The organism is Microbacterium sp. 69-7, assembly GCF_001897985.1.
Classification (GTDB): domain Bacteria; phylum Actinomycetota; class Actinomycetes; order Actinomycetales; family Microbacteriaceae; genus Microbacterium; species Microbacterium laevaniformans.
Genome location: NZ_MKRU01000030.1, coordinates 1 through 15,123 on the forward strand (window position 1 = coordinate 1; position 15,123 = coordinate 15,123).

Consider the following 15,123-nt stretch of genomic DNA (forward strand, 5'->3'; position numbering starts at 1 on the left):
TCCCCGAGATCACCGCCGCCTAAACTAACGACAGCTGATCATCGCAACGAAGCGAAAGACCACCACTCAAACGGACGCGGCCCGTACGAGACCCGCTCGGTCCGACTGTTCGACCTGGATGACGGGATGGCACGCCTGATCGCCGACCTTCCCGCACCCCTCGCCTACGCGATCCACGACGCCCTCACCAGCCGCGCCTGCCACGTCCTCGACCACCCCGAAGGCGCCGCCGACGGCGCGGCCGCGAGCGGCGGTGGTGAAGGTGATGCAGACAGTGGAGATGGTGGTGACAACGACGGGCAGAGCGTCGTCACTGGGACGGCGCGCACTACCAGCGATATTGGCAACGCCGACACCGACCCAGCATCCTGCGGTGGTGCGATCTGCGTGCAGGAGAAGGATCACCGCACGCTCGCGCAGGTGCGCGCTGACATCCTGAGCGACCTGCTGCTCACCGCCACTCCCACCACCACAGCCACCGGGGCGGGGCTGGACACGGTGACCGCGCAGATTCAGTTGACGATCCCCGCACTCACTCTCGCCGGCGCCCCGGACGCAGGTCCAGCGATCCTGACCGGGTACGGCCCGATCCAGCCCGCCCTCGCCCGAAGACTCACCGGGCTCGCACCCGGGTGGGATCGGGTGTTCACAGACCCCATCGCCGGCATCCCGGTCGCGGTCGACCGGTACCGGCCGTCCGCGGGCCTTCGCCGCTACCTGAGCGCACGGGATGAACGATGCCGCACGCCCGGATGCACCCGCCCCGCACACCGATGCGACCAGGACCACACCACCGCCGCCGCGATCGGCGGAGCGACCGCACACGATAACCTCGCCCACCTGTGCCGACGACACCACACGCTCAAACACCACACCACCTGGCGAGTACGGCACCTCGGAGGCGGAACCCTGCAATGGACCTCCCCCACCGGACGACACTACGAAGACCACCCGCCCAGCCGCGTCCGATTCGTCCCCGACACCACCACACCGGCACCTGGCGGGGGCGAGCCGCCACCGTTCTGAGAGGATCGACGGATGAGCGAGAGCCTCGATGCCGAGTTGGACCGCATCTTCGCGGCGCGAGATCGCGATGCGATGGCGCCGACGATCGCGGCGCTCGAGGAGATCCACGCCCGGCATCCCGATCACGCGCGTGTCCTGTACGAGCTCGCTGGGGCGCATGACACCGCCGGTGACGAAAGCGCGGCCTCGGCTCTGTATCCGCGCGCGCTCGACGCCGGTCTGACCGGCGACATCCGCCGCCGATGCCTGCTCCAGTACGCCAGCACGCTGCGAAACCTCGACCGGTTCGACGAGTCCCTCCGGGTGTTCGCCGACGCTCGCGACGAGTTCCCCGAAGCGGTCTCACTGGCCGTGTTCGAGGCCCTCAGCCTTCATGCTGCCGGCCAGGTCCACGCGGCCTTCGCCGAGCTGCTCGATGTCGTCGCCGCGCACGCGTCGGAGACGGAGCTGGATCGCTACCGCGCATCGCTGCGCGCAAACGCGGACTACCTGCGAGATCTGGACGTCGCCGCAGACGGCGGGGCGTGACAGCACGCCGCCGTCTGCGCGCACTCAGCTCGCGACGATCCGCACGTCCGCGGCATCCACCGACAGGCGCACCGCGTCGCCTTCCGCCGTCTCCGCGGCGAGCATCTGCGCGACGGTGAGCTCGCAGACGACCGGCGGTGACGCCGTGTACACGCGGGCGCCCGCGGGCGTCGCCTCGATGCGTTCCACGCGCGCCGTCCACGTCGCGGTGCCGGCTGCCCGCACCGGCTCGGCGGCGCCGGCCCCCGCGGCCTCGCCCTCCGATGCCCCGGACCCTTCGCTCTCAAGGCGTACGGCACCGATCGGGATGAGCGCCACCGCGTCCCCGTCGCGCACCCCCGCAGCTCGCAGCCGCAGCACCCCGGCACCCCACACGCCGTCCTCCACACGCCCGGCCACCCGATTGACGCCGGCGAGGGCGGCGACGAAATCCGTGGCCGGGGCCGTGAGCACCTCACGCACCGCGCCCTGCTGAGACACCCGCCCCGCTTCGAGCACGACGAGGCGATCCGCGACGGCGACGGCGTCGACCACGTCGTGCGTCACGAAGACCGTCGTGCACCCCGCCGCGCGCACACGCTCGGCGAGCGTGCGGCGGATGTCCGCAACCGTCACCGGATCGAGCGCCGTGAACGGCTCGTCCAGCAGAAGCACCCGGGGCTCGGTGGCCAATGCGCGCGCCAGCGCGACCCGCTGCTGCTGTCCGCCGGACAGCTCCGCCGGACGGCGATGCCCGATCCCGGAGAGGCCCACCTCAGCGAGCGCCCGCTCGGCGCGCGAGCGCCGCTCGACCCGCCCGGCCGCGCGCCCCTCCCCCGCGGACACGCGCACGCCGAAGGCCACGTTGTCCCGCGCGGACAGATGGGGGAACAGGTGCGGATCCTGCCCCAGCAGCACGACCCCGCGGCGCTGCGGCGCGAGCTGCACGCGCGGCGACGACACGACCTCGCCGGCGACGTGCACACGGCCCTCGGTGATCGCCAGCAGCCCGGCGATCACCGAGACGAGGGTGGACTTGCCCGCACCACTCGGGCCCATGACGGCGACGATCTCCCCCGCGGATGCCGAGATCTCGGCATCCAGGACGAACCCCTCGCGCCGCACGACGACGTGCGCCTCGAGCGTCGCGCCGCTCACCGGGTCGCCCCCGGGCGCCATGCCCGCACCGCGAGAAGCACCGCCAGCGCGGTCACGAGCAGCAGCAGCGACAGCGCCACCGCGGTGCCCTGCGACACCCCAGCCCCGTTGAACGCGGTGTAGATCGCCAGCGGCATCGTCTGCGTCACCCCCGGCGCATTGCCGGCGAACAGCGCCGTCGCGCCGAACTCCCCGATCGCGCGCGCGAAGCACAGCACGGTGCCGGCGATGAGGCCGGGAGCCGCCAGCGGCAGCGTGATACGCCACAGGATGCGCCAGCGCCCCGCACCGAGCGCCGCCGCCGCCTGCTCGTAGCCCGTGCCCGTCGCACGGAGGGCTCCTTCGACGGCGAGCACGAGGAACGGCAGCGCGACGAAGGTCTGCGCGATCACGACGGCCGCGGTCGTGAAAGGCAGGCGCACGCCGACGACGGCGAGCCACTGCCCGAGCCAGCCGTTGCGTCCGAGCAGGAACAGCAGCGCGACCCCGCCGACCATCGGCGGCAGCACGAGCGGGACCGTGACGAACGCCCGCAGCACTCCCGCCAGGCGCGGACCCGACCGCGCGATCCAGAGTGCCAGCGGGATGCCGAGAACGATGCAGACGAGGGTCGCGAGCGCGCCGGTCACGAGTGACAGCCCGAGCGCCGACACCGCTGCCGGCGACGTGATGTCTCCCCAGAGCGTCGCCCCGTCGACGCGCCCGACGAGCGCGGTCAGCGGCACGACGAGCACCGCCAGCCCCAGCACGGCCGGCACCCCCAGCGCGAGCGGGACGAATCCCCGCGGCTGCCCGTGCCGCCCCGGCGCGATGACCGTCATGGCGTGCCGAAGCCGAGGTCGGTGAGCGTGGCGCGTGCGGCATCGGAGCGCACGAAGTCCACGAAGGCCCGCGCGGCCGGAGAATTCGCAGCGTTGTCCAGGGCGACGATCGGGTACGTGTTGACCACGGCATCGGCGCCGGGCGTCGCCACGGTCTGAACGTCGGCGGTCGTCGTGGCGTCGGTCACGTACACGAGCCCGGCATCCGCCTCGCCGCTGGCCACTTTCGTGAGGACGGCGGTCACGTTCTGCTCGTAGCTGTCGACGGATGCCGTCACGCCCGCCTTCTGCAGCAGCGTCTGCGAGGCCGCGCCGCACGGCACGTCGGCCGCACACAGCACGACGCGCAGGGACGGGTTGGCGAGGTCGGCGAGCCCCTGCACGCCGGCCGGATTTCCGGAGGGGACGATGAGGGTGAGGACGTTCGTCGCGAACGGCTGCGGCGAGGAGGCGAGCCCGGCGGCGACGACCTTCTGCATGTTCTTCTCGTCGGCGGAGGCGAAGACGTCGGCGGGGGCGCCCTCGATCAGCTGGGTCGCCAGCGTCGACGAGCCGTCGTAGCTGATGGGACGGATCGTCACACCCGGGTGCGCCGCCTGGAACTGATCGGCGAGCCGGGTGAAGGCCGCCTTCAGCGACGCCGCGGCGAAGACGGTCAGCTCGCCGGACATGCTGTCCGACGACGCCGTCCCCGAGGCGGCTCGGCCGGCATCCGCCGATCCCGCACCGGCGCTGCAGCCGGCGAGCGCCATGGCCGTGGCGATGAAGGCGGCGAGGACGTACCTCGATCGCGTGCGCATCAGCTCTCCTTCGGAGTCTCGACGATGACGGAGGTGGCTTTGATGACCGCCACGGCCAGCGCACCGGGCTCGAGCCCCAGGTCGCGGACCGCCTCGGCCGACATCAACGAGACGACGCGGTGGGGGCCGGATTGGATGTCGACCTGCGCCATCACTCCGTCCTGCTGCACGCGCGTGACGAGCCCCACGAATCGGTTGCGTGCGCTGGAGAGGACATCCGCGGGGTCTGCGGCGGCGTGGGCGAGTGCGACCGCACGGGCGGCGAGCGCATCGCCGGGGATCTCGACCGGCGAGGCCCCCGTCGTCGGAAGGATGCCCTGATCGACCCACCGACGGAGGGTGTCGTCGCTCACGCCGAGCAGACGCGCGGCCTCGGTGACACGGTATGAACGCATACCGCCAACGATAGCGCGCATCTGCGGACAGAAGGCCGCCTCAGAGGACGCATTTGCGGATTTCGACAGCGGGAGGCGCTTGTGGCGCACGGCCCCGCGGACGGGCACGGCGGATACGCTGGCACCGTGCCGCTGCCTCCTCTCGTCGACCCCGCTCCCGACCTCAGCCCCGCCGAACGCGCACGCACGCAGCGCCACCTCGTGCTGAACGGCGTGGGCGATCTCGGTCAGCGCCGACTCGCGGCCGCGCATGTCGCCGTCGTGGGCGCCGGCGGGCTCGGCTCCCCCGTCGTCATGGCACTGGCCGCGGCCGGCATCGGCACCCTGACGGTCATCGACGACGACGTCGTCGACCTCAGCAACCTCCAGCGGCAGCTTCTTCACCGACACGCCGACATCGGCGCGCACAAGACCGCGTCGGCGGAGCGCGTCGCTGCCGACCTGTCCCCCGAGACGGTGGTCATCCCCGTCGCCGAACGCCTCGCGAGCGAGAACGCGCAGGACCTGCTCCACGGCGCCGATCTCGTCGTGGACGGCAGCGACACGTTCGAGACCCGGGCAGCGGTCGCCGCCGCCTGCGAGAGTCTCGGCATCCCGCTCGTCTGGGGCGTGCTGCAGGAGTTCCACGCACAGGTCACGGTGTTCTGGAACGCACCACCGGCCGGGACCGACCCGGTCGTGCTGTCCGACCTGCATCCCGCCGACGAGGTCGGTACGCCGCCCACCTGCGCCGAGGTCGGCGTGCTCGGAGCCCTCTGCCTGCAGGTGGGCGGCATCCTCGCCGTCGAGGCGATCAAGCTCATCGTGGGCACCGGTGAGCCGCTGCTGGGCCGCGTGCTCGTGATCGACGCCCTGCGCGGCACGCAGACCGAGGTCGCGCTGCGCGGGGCTGCTCCCGCCGCTCCGACGACGCCGCAGCCGATCGACGCTCCCGCCGCGGCGGCCCCCGCGGCGATCCGCGAGCTGACGGCGAGCGAGATGCTCGCCGCGCAGGAGGCCGGCGCCACCCTCCTCGATGTGCGCGAACCGTGGGAGACGCAGACCGGCGTCGTCGCCGGCTCCGTCCTGATCCCCCTCGGCGATCTCCTGGACGATCCGGCGCAGATCGACGACGAGCACGTCGTCGTCATCTGTGCGCACGGCATCCGCGCCCGCCATGCTGCCGACGCCCTCCGGGCCCGCGGCGTCGACGCCGACATCCTCGTGGGCGGTCTCGCCGCGTGGCAGCAGTCATGAGCGCCGGCGCGCCGCTGCGCACCGTCGAGGAGCAGCTCGGCGACGTGCTCGCCGCCGTGCGTCCACTGCCCACCGCGCGGGTCGCACTGGCGGAGGCGACCGGCGCGACACTGCGCGAGCCGGTGCGCGCCGCCCTCGACATCCCCGTCTTCGACAACTCGGCCATGGACGGCTTCGCCGTGCGCTTCGCCGACGTCGCGCACGCGAGCCCCGCAGCTCCCGTCATCCTCCGCGTCGTCGCGGACCTGCCGGCGGGCACCGCCGACGATCCACCGCTCGCTGCGGGCGAGGCAGCGCGCATCATGACGGGCTCGCCCGTGCCCTCGGATGCCGACGCCATCGTCCCCTTCGAAGACACCGCCGGCGGGCTCTCCGACTCCCTGCAGACCGCGACGGTCCAGCGCGCCCCGCGCTCAGCCGGAGCGTTCGTCCGCCGCGCGGGCGATGACCTCCGCTCCGGCGACGTGGTCCTGGAGGCGGGCATGATGCTCGGACCTCTCCAGGTCGCTGCGGCGACCGCCGCGGGACGCACACACGCGGTCGTTTCGGCCCGGCCCCGCGTCGCCGTCGTCTCGACGGGCAGCGAGCTCGCCCCGGCCGGAACACCACTGCGACGCGGGCAGATCCCCGAATCCAACGGCGTCCTGCTCGCGGGGCTCGCGGCGGCTGCCGGCGCCGACGTGATCGCTCAGGTCTGCGTGGACGACGAGGGCGGCGCTCTCCGCGACGCCGTGGCGGGGCTGCTGGCGGCATCCGTCGACGCGGTGATCTTCTCCGGCGGCGTCAGCGCCGGCGCCTTCGAAGTGGTGCGCACCGAGCTGGCGGCGGCCATGACCTTCAGCCGCGTCGCGATGCAGCCTGGCAAACCGCAGGGCTTCGGCACGCTGCCCACGCCCACGGGCGTGGCGTTGCTGTTCGGCCTGCCGGGAAACCCCGTCAGCGCGGCCGTCTCGTTCGAGGTGTTCGTCCGTCCCGCCCTGCTGGCGATGCAGGGGCGACGGGTGATCCGGCGCCCCCGGCTCACCCTGCCCGCCGCGACGTCGTGGCGCACCCCGGAGGGACGGCGGCAGTATCTGCCCGCGGTCATCGACACCGCGGGCGACCGCTGGAGCGTACGACCGGCGACGGCGGGCGGATCGGGATCGCACCTCGCGGGCGGCCTCGGGCTCGCGCGTGCCCTCGCCGTCGTCCCCGCCGACGTCGCCGAGGTGCACGAGGGCGACCCGGTCATGGTGCACCTGCTGGAAGGATGGGACGCATGAGCTTCACCCACCTGGACGGCGCCGGTCACGCCCGCATGGTCGATGTGACCGAGAAGCAGCCGACGGTGCGCGCTGCGACCGCCGCTGCGCTCGTCCGCTGCGCGCCCGCCGTCGTCGCCGCGCTCCGCGACGGAGCGGTGCCGAAGGGCGATGTGCTCGCCGTCGCACGCATCGCGGGCATCCAAGCCGCCAAACGCACGCCCGAGCTGCTTCCGCTCGCCCATGTGATCGGGGTCCACGGCGCGAGCGTGGACCTGTCCATCACCGACGACGGCGTCGAGATCACCGCGACCGTCCGCACCGCCGACCGCACCGGGGTGGAGATGGAAGCGCTGACGGCGGCCTCCGTCGCGGCCCTGACGATCGTCGACATGGTGAAGGGCATGGACAAGGCCACCGCCATCGAGAACGTCCGCCTCATCGCCAAGACCGGCGGCAAGTCGGGCGACTGGGTGCGGGAGTCCTGATGCCGCGGGTCCGTTACTTCGCCGCCGCCGCCGAGTTCGCCGGGCGCGACGAGGAAGCGCGAACCGAAACCGATCTCGACGGCCTGCGCGCCGCGCTCACGCGGGAGTCTCCGGCACTCGGGCGGATCCTCCCCCGCTGCGCCGTGCTCGTCGACGGACGCCGCACCGACGGCTCGGCGCCGCTCGGCGCCGATACCCTCGTCGACGTGCTGCCGCCGTTCGCCGGCGGCTGAGCGCTCAGCCGCCGATCCCCTTCCACGCCGCGGCCCCGTCGGCCGTCAGCTGACGCTTCCACACCGGCAGCTCGCGCTTGATCGCCTCGATGATGGCGCGGCACACCTCGAACGCCTCGGCGCGGTGGGGCGTCGAGACGGCGATGACGACGGCGGCCTCGCCGACCTCGACGCGCCCGACGCGATGGCTCACGGCGACGGTCGCGCGCGTGTCGCCGATGGCGGTCAGCGCGATGTCGTGCAGCGTCGCCTCGGCATCCGGGTGCGAGGAGTATTCCAGCGCGAGGACGGCCGTTGCGGCGTCGGGGTCGTGATCGCGCACCGTGCCGATGAAGCTCGTGACGGCCCCCGCCCGGGGGTCGTCGACGGCGGCGAGGTGCGCGGCGGCATCCAGCGGCTCCTCGGTGATGCGGGCGATGCGAACGGCAGCCATCAGTGATCTCCTCCGTCGAGCTGGTGCACCACATGACCGGCGACCGAGAGGATGACAGGCATCCCGGAGGTCACGGCCGCCGGCGACCCGGGCAGGTTGACGATCAGGGCACGCCCCGCGGTGCCGGCGCGACCGCGAGAGAGCATGCCGGCCGGCTTCTCGGCCACGCTGCGACGGCGAAGCTCCTCGGGGATGCCGTCGAGCGCGCGCTCGATGACGCGATCCGTACCCTCGGGCGTCTCGTCTCGTTTGGCGACGCCGGTCCCCCCGGTCGTGACGACGAGGCGCGCACCGTCGGCCAGGGCGGCGCGCAGCGCGGTCTCGACGCTGTCGGCGCCGTCGGCGATGATGCGCGCGTCGGCGCACTCCCACCCCGCGTCGCGAAGCGCGGCGACCGCGATCGGCCCCGCCGTGTCGGCGCGCACGCCCGCAGCCGACCGATCCGAGACGGTGATCACGACGGCGAGGCTGCCCACGCCCCCACCCTACGCCCCCGCCCCCTCTCCCCCGTCTCGTCGCCGAGCCGCCACCTTCCGCGCGAGCCGCCCTGTTTCGGCGCGACATATCGTGGCGGGTCGGCGAAAACGTGGCGGCTCGGCGAAGAGGCGGGAGGGGCGCTACAGGAGCATGCCGAAGGCGGCGACGTCGGCGGGAGCGTCCAGGCGCGTGAAGCCCAGACGCGCGTAGAACGCGATGGCACCGGCGTTGGTGCCGGCGGCGACCAGATGCACGCCCCGAACCTCTGCGGCGCGAAGTCGCTCCAAGAGCGCGGCGATCAGCCGGCGCCCCCACCCCTGCCCCTGAACGTCGGGAAGCAGATCGATGTGCAGATGCGCGGGGAAGGACTCTGCGAAAGGCTCAGCGCCCGGGCGGCGCCCGTAGGCGTACGCCAGCACGGAGTCCTGTCGCGTGGCGGGCTCGCCGACCGGCTTCGGCCAGCGCTGCGCGAAGCGCGGCCACCACTCGCTCAGGAACCACTCCTCGAACGCGTCGGTGTCGTCGGTGGCGACGGCGTAGCCCGCGACCCGCCCATCGTCCGTCTCGACGACCACGGCGAGTTCGGGATGACGCGCGACGTACGGCAGCACGAAGACGGCCGCCCAGATGTCGTCGTCGTCCAGGATGCCGGTGGCGTCGCTGCCCGTGTCGGCGGTGCGCAGGCAGATCTCGGCGAGGGCGGGCTCGTCGCCGGGGCGGAAAGAACGCAGATGGGCCACGGCGCGAGTCTAGGCCGCAGCGTCCACGTGCTCGGCGGCGGCTGCGTGCTCCGCCGCCGCCGTGATGCGGTTGGCCATCCCCCGGAAGATGAACCCGTGGAACGGCAGCACGGCGAGCCAGTACAGCCGGCCCGACAGCCCCGACGGGAAGAAGACCGCGCGCTGGCGGTACACGGCGCCGCCGTCGGCGCCCGGCTCGCAGCCGAGGTCGAGCCACGCCAGACCCGGCACCTTCATCTCGGCACGCAGGCGCAGCAGCTGCTGCGGCTCGACCTTCTCGACACGCCAGAAGTCGATGACGTCGCCGACGGCCACGCGGCTGCGATTGCGCCGTCCGCGCACGAGCCCCACGCCTCCGACGACCCGGTCCATCCAGCCGCGCAGCGCCCACAGCACGGGCGCGGAGTACCAGCCGTTCTCGCCGCCGATCCCTTCGATGACCTCCCAGAGCCGCGCGGGGCTCGCGGTCGTCGTCGCCGTGCGCACGTCGGTGAACACGGTGCGCCCCGACCACTCCGGGTCGGACGGCAGCGGATCCGATGGCACGCCGCTGACCTCGGCATCCTGCCAGCTCGTCTCCACGCTGTCGGCCGCGACGCGCCCCAGGGCCAGCGCCACGGCCCGGCGATAGGGCGTGAGGCCGCCCGCCGGCGGCGGGATGATGGCGTCGATGTCGTGGTCGTCCATGACGCACTCGTTCTGCAGCGAGGCGATGAGCGGGCGCGCGATCGAGCGCGGCACCGGTGTGACGACGTTGACCCAGTGCGACGCCAGTCCCGGCGTGAGCACCGGCAGGGGCGCGATCGGCCGCTGCGGCAAGCCCGCCTCGACCGCGTAGCCGTTCATCATCTGCCCGTAGCGCAGCACGTCGGGTCCGCCGATGTCGACGGCGCGGTTCACGTCGGCGGCGACGCGCGCGGCGCCCAGCAGGTAGTGCATGACGTCGCGGACGGCGATCGGCTGGATGAAGTTGCGCACCCACTTGGGGGCGGGCATGTACGGCAGCACCTCGGTGAGGTGGCGGATCATCTCGAACGAGGCCGACCCCGACCCGATCACGACACCGGCCTGCAGCACGAGCGTGGGCACACCGCTGGCGAGGAACACCTCCCCCACCTCGACCCGGGAGCGCAGATGCGGGCTCAGCGGCACGCCCTCCGGGTGCAGCCCGCCCAGGTACACCAGGCGAGCGACGGATGCCGCGGCCGCCGCCGCGACGGCGCGCGCGGCGGCGAGATCGGCCTGCTCGAAACCGGCGCCGACCGACATCGAGTGGATGAGGTAGTAGAGCACGTCGACGTCGGCGCAGGCCTGCGCGAGCGCCGGTTCGTCGACGGCCGAGCCGACCACGACCTCGACCTCGTTCCCCCACGAGAACGCGGCGAGCCGACCGGCATCGCGCACCAGCACCCGCACCCGGTAACCGGCCGCGATCAGCCGCGGCACCAGTCGCCCCCCGATGTAGCCGGTCGCACCGAGCACGAGCGCACGCGGCGCCGTGCCGTCTGCGCGAGGCACGGCGCGCAGCTCCTCTTCGCGGCCGGTGGGGCTCGACAGATCGCTCATGTCCGTCACGCTAGACGGCGGCTCCAGGCGGCGCATCCCCTTGCGCACGGGGTCGCCGCACGCAAGGGCGAGCGTCAGCGCCGGCCGGTGCCGAAGAGGCCGCGGATGACCGAGTTCAGGATCGTCTGGGTCGACTTCGAGTTCAACACCTGCTCGATGGGCGATTTCTGTGACGCGCGGGAGGTGCGCGTCGTCCGCGTCGAGCCGCCGGTGGAGCGCAGGATCCGGTCGTACTCCTTCTGTCGCTCGCGCTCGGCGGCGGCATCCGCCTTCGCCTGTGCGGCCCGCTGCTTCTCCTGCTCCTTCGCCGCCTGCTCCTGCGCCTTGGCCTGTTCGGCCGCGGCGTCCGCTTCCGCGGCGGCGTTCATCTTCGCGGTGAGGATCTCGCGCGCCGACTCGCGATCGATCGGCGTGCCGTAGCGGGCCAGCAGCGGCGAGGCGTGCACGGCTCGCTCGATGTCCGGGTCGGGGGTGGGCGACATGAGGCCCTGCGGCGCGCGCAGTCGCGTCCAGGCGACCGGGGTCGGCGCACCCTTCTCGTTCATGACGGTGACGATCGCCTCTCCGGTGCCGAGCTCCTGCAGCACCCGTTCGAGGTCGTAGCCGCTCGTCGGATACGTGCCCACCGTCGCTCGCAGCGCCTTCGCGTCGTCCGGGGTGAAGGCACGCAGAGCGTGCTGCACGCGCGAACCGAGCTGGCCGAGCACGTCGGAGGGCACGTCCTTCGGCGTCTGCGTGACGAAGAAGACGCCGACGCCCTTGGACCGGATGAGGCGGACGGTCTGCGTGATCGCGGCCAAGAACGCCTTGGACGCATCGCGGAACAAGAGGTGGGCCTCGTCGAAGAAGAACACGAGCTTCGGCTTGTCGAGGTCGCCCACTTCGGGGAGGATCTCGAACAGCTCGGCCAGCAGGTACATGAGGAAGGTCGAGAAGAGCGCCGGCTTGTCGGCGACGCCGGGCACCTCCAGCAGCGAGATCACCCCGCGTCCGTCCGGAGCGGTGCGCAGGATGTCGCGCACGTCGAACTCGGGCTCGCCGAAGAAGACGTCGGCGCCGTCGTCGGCGAAGGTGATGAGCTTGCGCAGGATCACGCCGGCCGTCGCCGACGACAGCCCGCCGAGCTCCTTGAGCTCGTCCTTGCCCTCGTCGCTCGTGAGCCACGTGAGCACGGCGCGCAGGTCGGACAGGTCGACCAGGGCCAGTCCGTTCGCGTCGGCGTAGTGGAAGACGAGTCCGAGGCTGGACTCCTGGGTCTCGTTGAGGCCGAGCACCTTGCTCAGCAGCAGCGGCCCGAACCCCGAGACGGTCGCGCGCACCGGCACGCCCTTGCCGACGCCCCCGAGGGCGAAGTACTCGGTGACGGATGCCGCGGGCGCCCACTCCTGTCCGATCGCCGCCGTCCGCGCGAGCAGCTTCTCGCTCGGCGCGCCCGGCGTCGCCACGCCCGACAGATCGCCCTTCATGTCGGCGGCGAAGACCGCAACGCCCTTCGCGGCGAGCTGTTCGGCGAGCCCCTGCAGCGTGCGGGTCTTGCCGGTGCCGGTGGCTCCCGCGACGAGGCCATGTCGGTTCATCATGGCCAGCGGGATGCGGATCTGCGCCGACGGCACCGGCTCGGTGTTCATCAGGGCACCGAGATCGAGGGTCAGGCCCTCGAAGGCGTACCCCTTCGCGATCGCGGCGACCTGGTCGCCGTCGAGAGGTCCGGATGCCGCGGCATCCGGTGCCGCCGCGGCATCCGCAGCCGGAGCGGCCGGCGGGGCCTGCTCCTCGGGAGGAGATATCGCCTCGGGAGGTGCAGAGGCGGCCTCGGCGTCCTCCGGAGCGGAAATCTCCTCCGCGGGCGCAGGGCCGGCGGCGCGCGCGGCCTGGGCGGCGGCGAGCGCGGCTTTGGCCTGGGCGAGCTTCAGCGCGGCCTCGGCCGCCTCTGCCTCGGCCTGAAGTCGGGCAAGTTCTGCGTCATCGACAGCGCTCATGGCGCTCAGCCTAGCGAGCGCAACCGCTCGTTCTCGCGCTCGAGCATCCGCGCGCAGATCCCCGCGATCACGAGGGTCGCGCCGACCCCGACGAGCGTTCCGCCGACGGTGTCGCTCAGCCAGTGGGCGTGCACCTGGGTGCGACTGAACGCCATCGCGAACACCCAGGCGCCGCCGACGACGGCGACCCACACCCGTGGAAAGAGGATGACGGCGATCGTCGCGAGGGTCGCGGCATTGGCGGTGTGTCCGGAGGGGAACGAGCCGTGGTCGGAGAAGACGATCATGTCCTCGGGGCGTGCGCGGCCGAACAGCGCCTTCAGCAGCTGCACGAGCGCGACGCTGCCGAGCGGGGCGACCACGACGAAGAGCGCGCCGCGGGGCCGGCGCAGCCACAGCAGCAGCCCGACGCCGGCGAGCGGCACAACGAAGGTCGCGAACCATCCGCCGCCGAGGAAGTTCATCGCGAGGGCGGCGCCGTCGAGAAAAGCGAAGCGGTCGACGAAGACGTTCCACCACTCGTCGACGTTCACGTCGGCTTCGACCACCACCTGGATGCCGAGCCACACCGTGATCGCGATCAGCAGCACGCCCACGACGAGCCGCTGGAGCATGACCGTGGTGACGTCATCGTCCAAGGGTGCTCTCATCGCCCCATTATGCCCGACGCCCGCGGCTCAGGGCGCGAGCCGCTCCACGGTCCACGGTCGCACGATCGCCCAGAGCGAGATCGCCCCGATGAGCGCGCATCCCACCATGACCGATGCCATCGTCGTCGCCGTGATCCCGGCATCGCGCGCCACCCATCCGACGATCGGGGAGATGAGTCCCGCGACCCCGAAGTTCGTCGCCCCGAGGATGGATGCCGCCGTCCCGGCGGCCTTGCCGTGGCGATCGAGCGCGAGCACCTGCACGCAGGGGAACGTGAAGCCGCACGCCGTCATGAACACGAACAGCGGCACCATGGTCCCCCACAAGCCCCATCCGAGCTGGTCGCACACGATGATCGCGATCGCGGCGACCACGAGCACGCCGGTCGACACCGACAGCACCCACTGCGGGCCGAAGCGGGCCGCGAGGCGCGCGGCCACCTGCACACCGACGACGAGGCCGAGGGAGTTGGCGGCGAACAGCAGCCCGTACTGCTGGGCGTCGAAACCGTATGTCTCCTGGAAGAGGAACGAGGAGGACGACAGATACGAGAAGAGCCCGCTGAAGGACATACCCCCGATGATGAGCACGCCGACGAACACCCGGTCGCTGAAGACGGCACGGTAGCGCTGCAGCACGGTGGTCGCTCCCCGCTCCTTCCGCCGTGCGGCGGGCAGCGTCTCGGGGATGAGCCAGATCGCCGCCACGAGCATGACGGCACCGTAGACGGACAGGACGACGAAGATGCCGCGCCACGGCATGACCGACAGCAGCGCGGAGCCGATGAGCGGCGCCACGACGGGCGCGGCTCCGGACACGAGGGCGAGCCGGCTCAGCATGACGACGAGGCGGCGCCCGCCGAACAGGTCGCGGACGATCGCCATCGCGACCACGCCGCCGGCGGCAGCGCCGACACCCATGAACACACGCGCGATGGCCAGGAGCGTCAGATCCGGCGCCAACGCCGCGGCGACACTGGCCACGACGTGCAGGGCGGTGACCGCGAGCAGCGGCACGCGGCGTCCGACCTTGTCGCTGAGCGGTCCGACGATCAGCTGACCGAGCGCGAAGCCGACCATCGTGCCGGTCAGGGTGAGCTGGATCGCCGCGGCGGACGTGCGGAAGTCGGCCTGCAACGTCGGGAACGCGGGCAGGTAGAGGTCGATCGTGAAGGGTCCGAGCGCCGTGAGGGCACCGAGGAGGATGATGTAGACCACGCGGCGTGCCGTCGAGATCGCGTCACCGGGATGCAGGACGACCGGAGCGGTGGCGGGGTGCGATCCGAGCGTGCGGATGGCACCGGTGGCCGTACGCCCGGGGCCGGACGGGACGCGGGTCGGAGCGGTTCGGGGGGCGGATTCTTCGCGCACGG

At 72.5% G+C, this 15,123-nt stretch carries 17 protein-coding genes; 6 read left to right on the forward strand and 11 right to left on the reverse strand.

All coding sequences use genetic code 11. The annotated features are described in order from the left end of the window. The first annotated feature begins 126 nt into the window (after nt 1-126). The gene (locus BGN98_RS03020) at nt 127-1,026 is read left to right on the forward strand and encodes an HNH endonuclease signature motif containing protein (RefSeq protein ID WP_502687803.1); all 900 of its coding nucleotides are present in this window, start codon (nt 127-129) and stop codon (nt 1,024-1,026) included. A 12-nt stretch (nt 1,027-1,038) separates the two neighbouring features. Then, nucleotides 1,039-1,554, forward strand: coding sequence for a tetratricopeptide repeat protein (locus BGN98_RS03025; RefSeq protein ID WP_005051408.1), 516 nt, complete (start codon nt 1,039-1,041; stop codon nt 1,552-1,554). A gap of 24 nt (nt 1,555-1,578) precedes the next feature. Here the strand turns inward: BGN98_RS03025 and BGN98_RS03030 are convergent, their stop codons facing one another. Genes BGN98_RS03030 through BGN98_RS03045 form a run of 4 tightly spaced genes read right to left on the reverse strand, consistent with a single transcriptional unit; the run spans nt 1,579 to nt 4,707 of the window. Continuing rightward, the gene (locus BGN98_RS03030; RefSeq protein ID WP_288119487.1) at nt 1,579-2,712 is read right to left on the reverse strand and encodes a sulfate/molybdate ABC transporter ATP-binding protein; all 1,134 of its coding nucleotides are present in this window, start codon (nt 2,710-2,712) and stop codon (nt 1,579-1,581) included. Next, a complete protein-coding gene (locus BGN98_RS03035; protein WP_016464400.1) occupies nt 2,688-3,512 on the reverse strand; it encodes an ABC transporter permease in 825 nt (274 codons plus the stop codon). Before BGN98_RS03035 ends, BGN98_RS03030 begins: the two co-directional genes overlap by 25 nt. Then, nucleotides 3,509-4,312: a molybdate ABC transporter substrate-binding protein gene (modA, locus tag BGN98_RS03040; protein WP_016464399.1), complete on the reverse strand. Its 804-nt coding sequence runs from the start codon at nt 4,310-4,312 to the stop codon at nt 3,509-3,511. The genes BGN98_RS03035 and modA overlap by 4 nt, the downstream gene beginning before the upstream one ends. Further along, nucleotides 4,312-4,707: a TOBE domain-containing protein gene (locus BGN98_RS03045; protein WP_061682759.1), complete on the reverse strand. Its 396-nt coding sequence runs from the start codon at nt 4,705-4,707 to the stop codon at nt 4,312-4,314. The genes modA and BGN98_RS03045 overlap by 1 nt, the downstream gene beginning before the upstream one ends. A gap of 81 nt (nt 4,708-4,788) precedes the next feature. On the opposite strand from BGN98_RS03045, the gene BGN98_RS03050 reads away from it, so the two are divergent. Genes BGN98_RS03050 through BGN98_RS03065 form a run of 4 tightly spaced genes read left to right on the forward strand, consistent with a single transcriptional unit; the run spans nt 4,789 to nt 7,905 of the window. Beyond that, nucleotides 4,789-5,943: a ThiF family adenylyltransferase gene (locus BGN98_RS03050; protein ID WP_036290145.1), complete on the forward strand. Its 1,155-nt coding sequence runs from the start codon at nt 4,789-4,791 to the stop codon at nt 5,941-5,943. After that, nucleotides 5,940-7,205, forward strand: a complete 1,266-nt coding sequence (locus tag BGN98_RS03055; protein ID WP_036290147.1) for a molybdopterin molybdotransferase MoeA — start codon at nt 5,940-5,942, stop codon at nt 7,203-7,205. Before BGN98_RS03050 ends, BGN98_RS03055 begins: the two co-directional genes overlap by 4 nt. Then, on the forward strand, nt 7,202-7,672 hold the full coding sequence (gene moaC / locus BGN98_RS03060) for a cyclic pyranopterin monophosphate synthase MoaC (protein WP_005051425.1): 471 nt from the start codon (nt 7,202-7,204) through the stop codon (nt 7,670-7,672). Before BGN98_RS03055 ends, moaC begins: the two co-directional genes overlap by 4 nt. Then, a complete protein-coding gene (locus BGN98_RS03065; protein ID WP_016464396.1) occupies nt 7,672-7,905 on the forward strand; it encodes a MoaD/ThiS family protein in 234 nt (77 codons plus the stop codon). Before moaC ends, BGN98_RS03065 begins: the two co-directional genes overlap by 1 nt. Nucleotides 7,906-7,909: 4 nt before the next feature. Here the strand turns inward: BGN98_RS03065 and BGN98_RS03070 are convergent, their stop codons facing one another. The 7 genes from BGN98_RS03070 to BGN98_RS03100 form a co-directional block, all read right to left on the reverse strand. Beyond that, the gene (locus tag BGN98_RS03070; protein ID WP_005051429.1) at nt 7,910-8,338 is read right to left on the reverse strand and encodes a molybdenum cofactor biosynthesis protein MoaE; all 429 of its coding nucleotides are present in this window, start codon (nt 8,336-8,338) and stop codon (nt 7,910-7,912) included. After that, entirely contained in the window at nt 8,338-8,814 is a 477-nt protein-coding gene (locus BGN98_RS03075) for a MogA/MoaB family molybdenum cofactor biosynthesis protein (RefSeq protein ID WP_036290150.1), read from the reverse strand. Before BGN98_RS03075 ends, BGN98_RS03070 begins: the two co-directional genes overlap by 1 nt. 141 nt (nt 8,815-8,955) lie before the next feature. Then, nucleotides 8,956-9,555: a GNAT family N-acetyltransferase gene (locus tag BGN98_RS03080; protein WP_061682643.1), complete on the reverse strand. Its 600-nt coding sequence runs from the start codon at nt 9,553-9,555 to the stop codon at nt 8,956-8,958. 9 nt (nt 9,556-9,564) lie between these two features. Next, the gene (locus tag BGN98_RS03085) at nt 9,565-11,121 is read right to left on the reverse strand and encodes an SDR family oxidoreductase (protein ID WP_288119493.1); all 1,557 of its coding nucleotides are present in this window, start codon (nt 11,119-11,121) and stop codon (nt 9,565-9,567) included. A gap of 74 nt (nt 11,122-11,195) precedes the next feature. Further along, nucleotides 11,196-13,100, reverse strand: a complete 1,905-nt coding sequence (locus BGN98_RS03090; protein ID WP_288119495.1) for a helicase HerA-like domain-containing protein — start codon at nt 13,098-13,100, stop codon at nt 11,196-11,198. A gap of 5 nt (nt 13,101-13,105) precedes the next feature. Further along, nucleotides 13,106-13,750 carry a phosphatase PAP2 family protein gene (locus BGN98_RS03095; RefSeq protein WP_036290160.1) on the reverse strand — a complete coding sequence of 215 codons (645 nt, stop codon included), beginning with the start codon at nt 13,748-13,750 and terminating at the stop codon, nt 13,106-13,108. 27 nt (nt 13,751-13,777) lie between these two features. Then, on the reverse strand, nt 13,778-15,121 hold the full coding sequence (locus BGN98_RS03100; protein WP_288119498.1) for a multidrug effflux MFS transporter: 1,344 nt from the start codon (nt 15,119-15,121) through the stop codon (nt 13,778-13,780). Between the last annotated feature and the right edge of the window lie 2 nt (nt 15,122-15,123).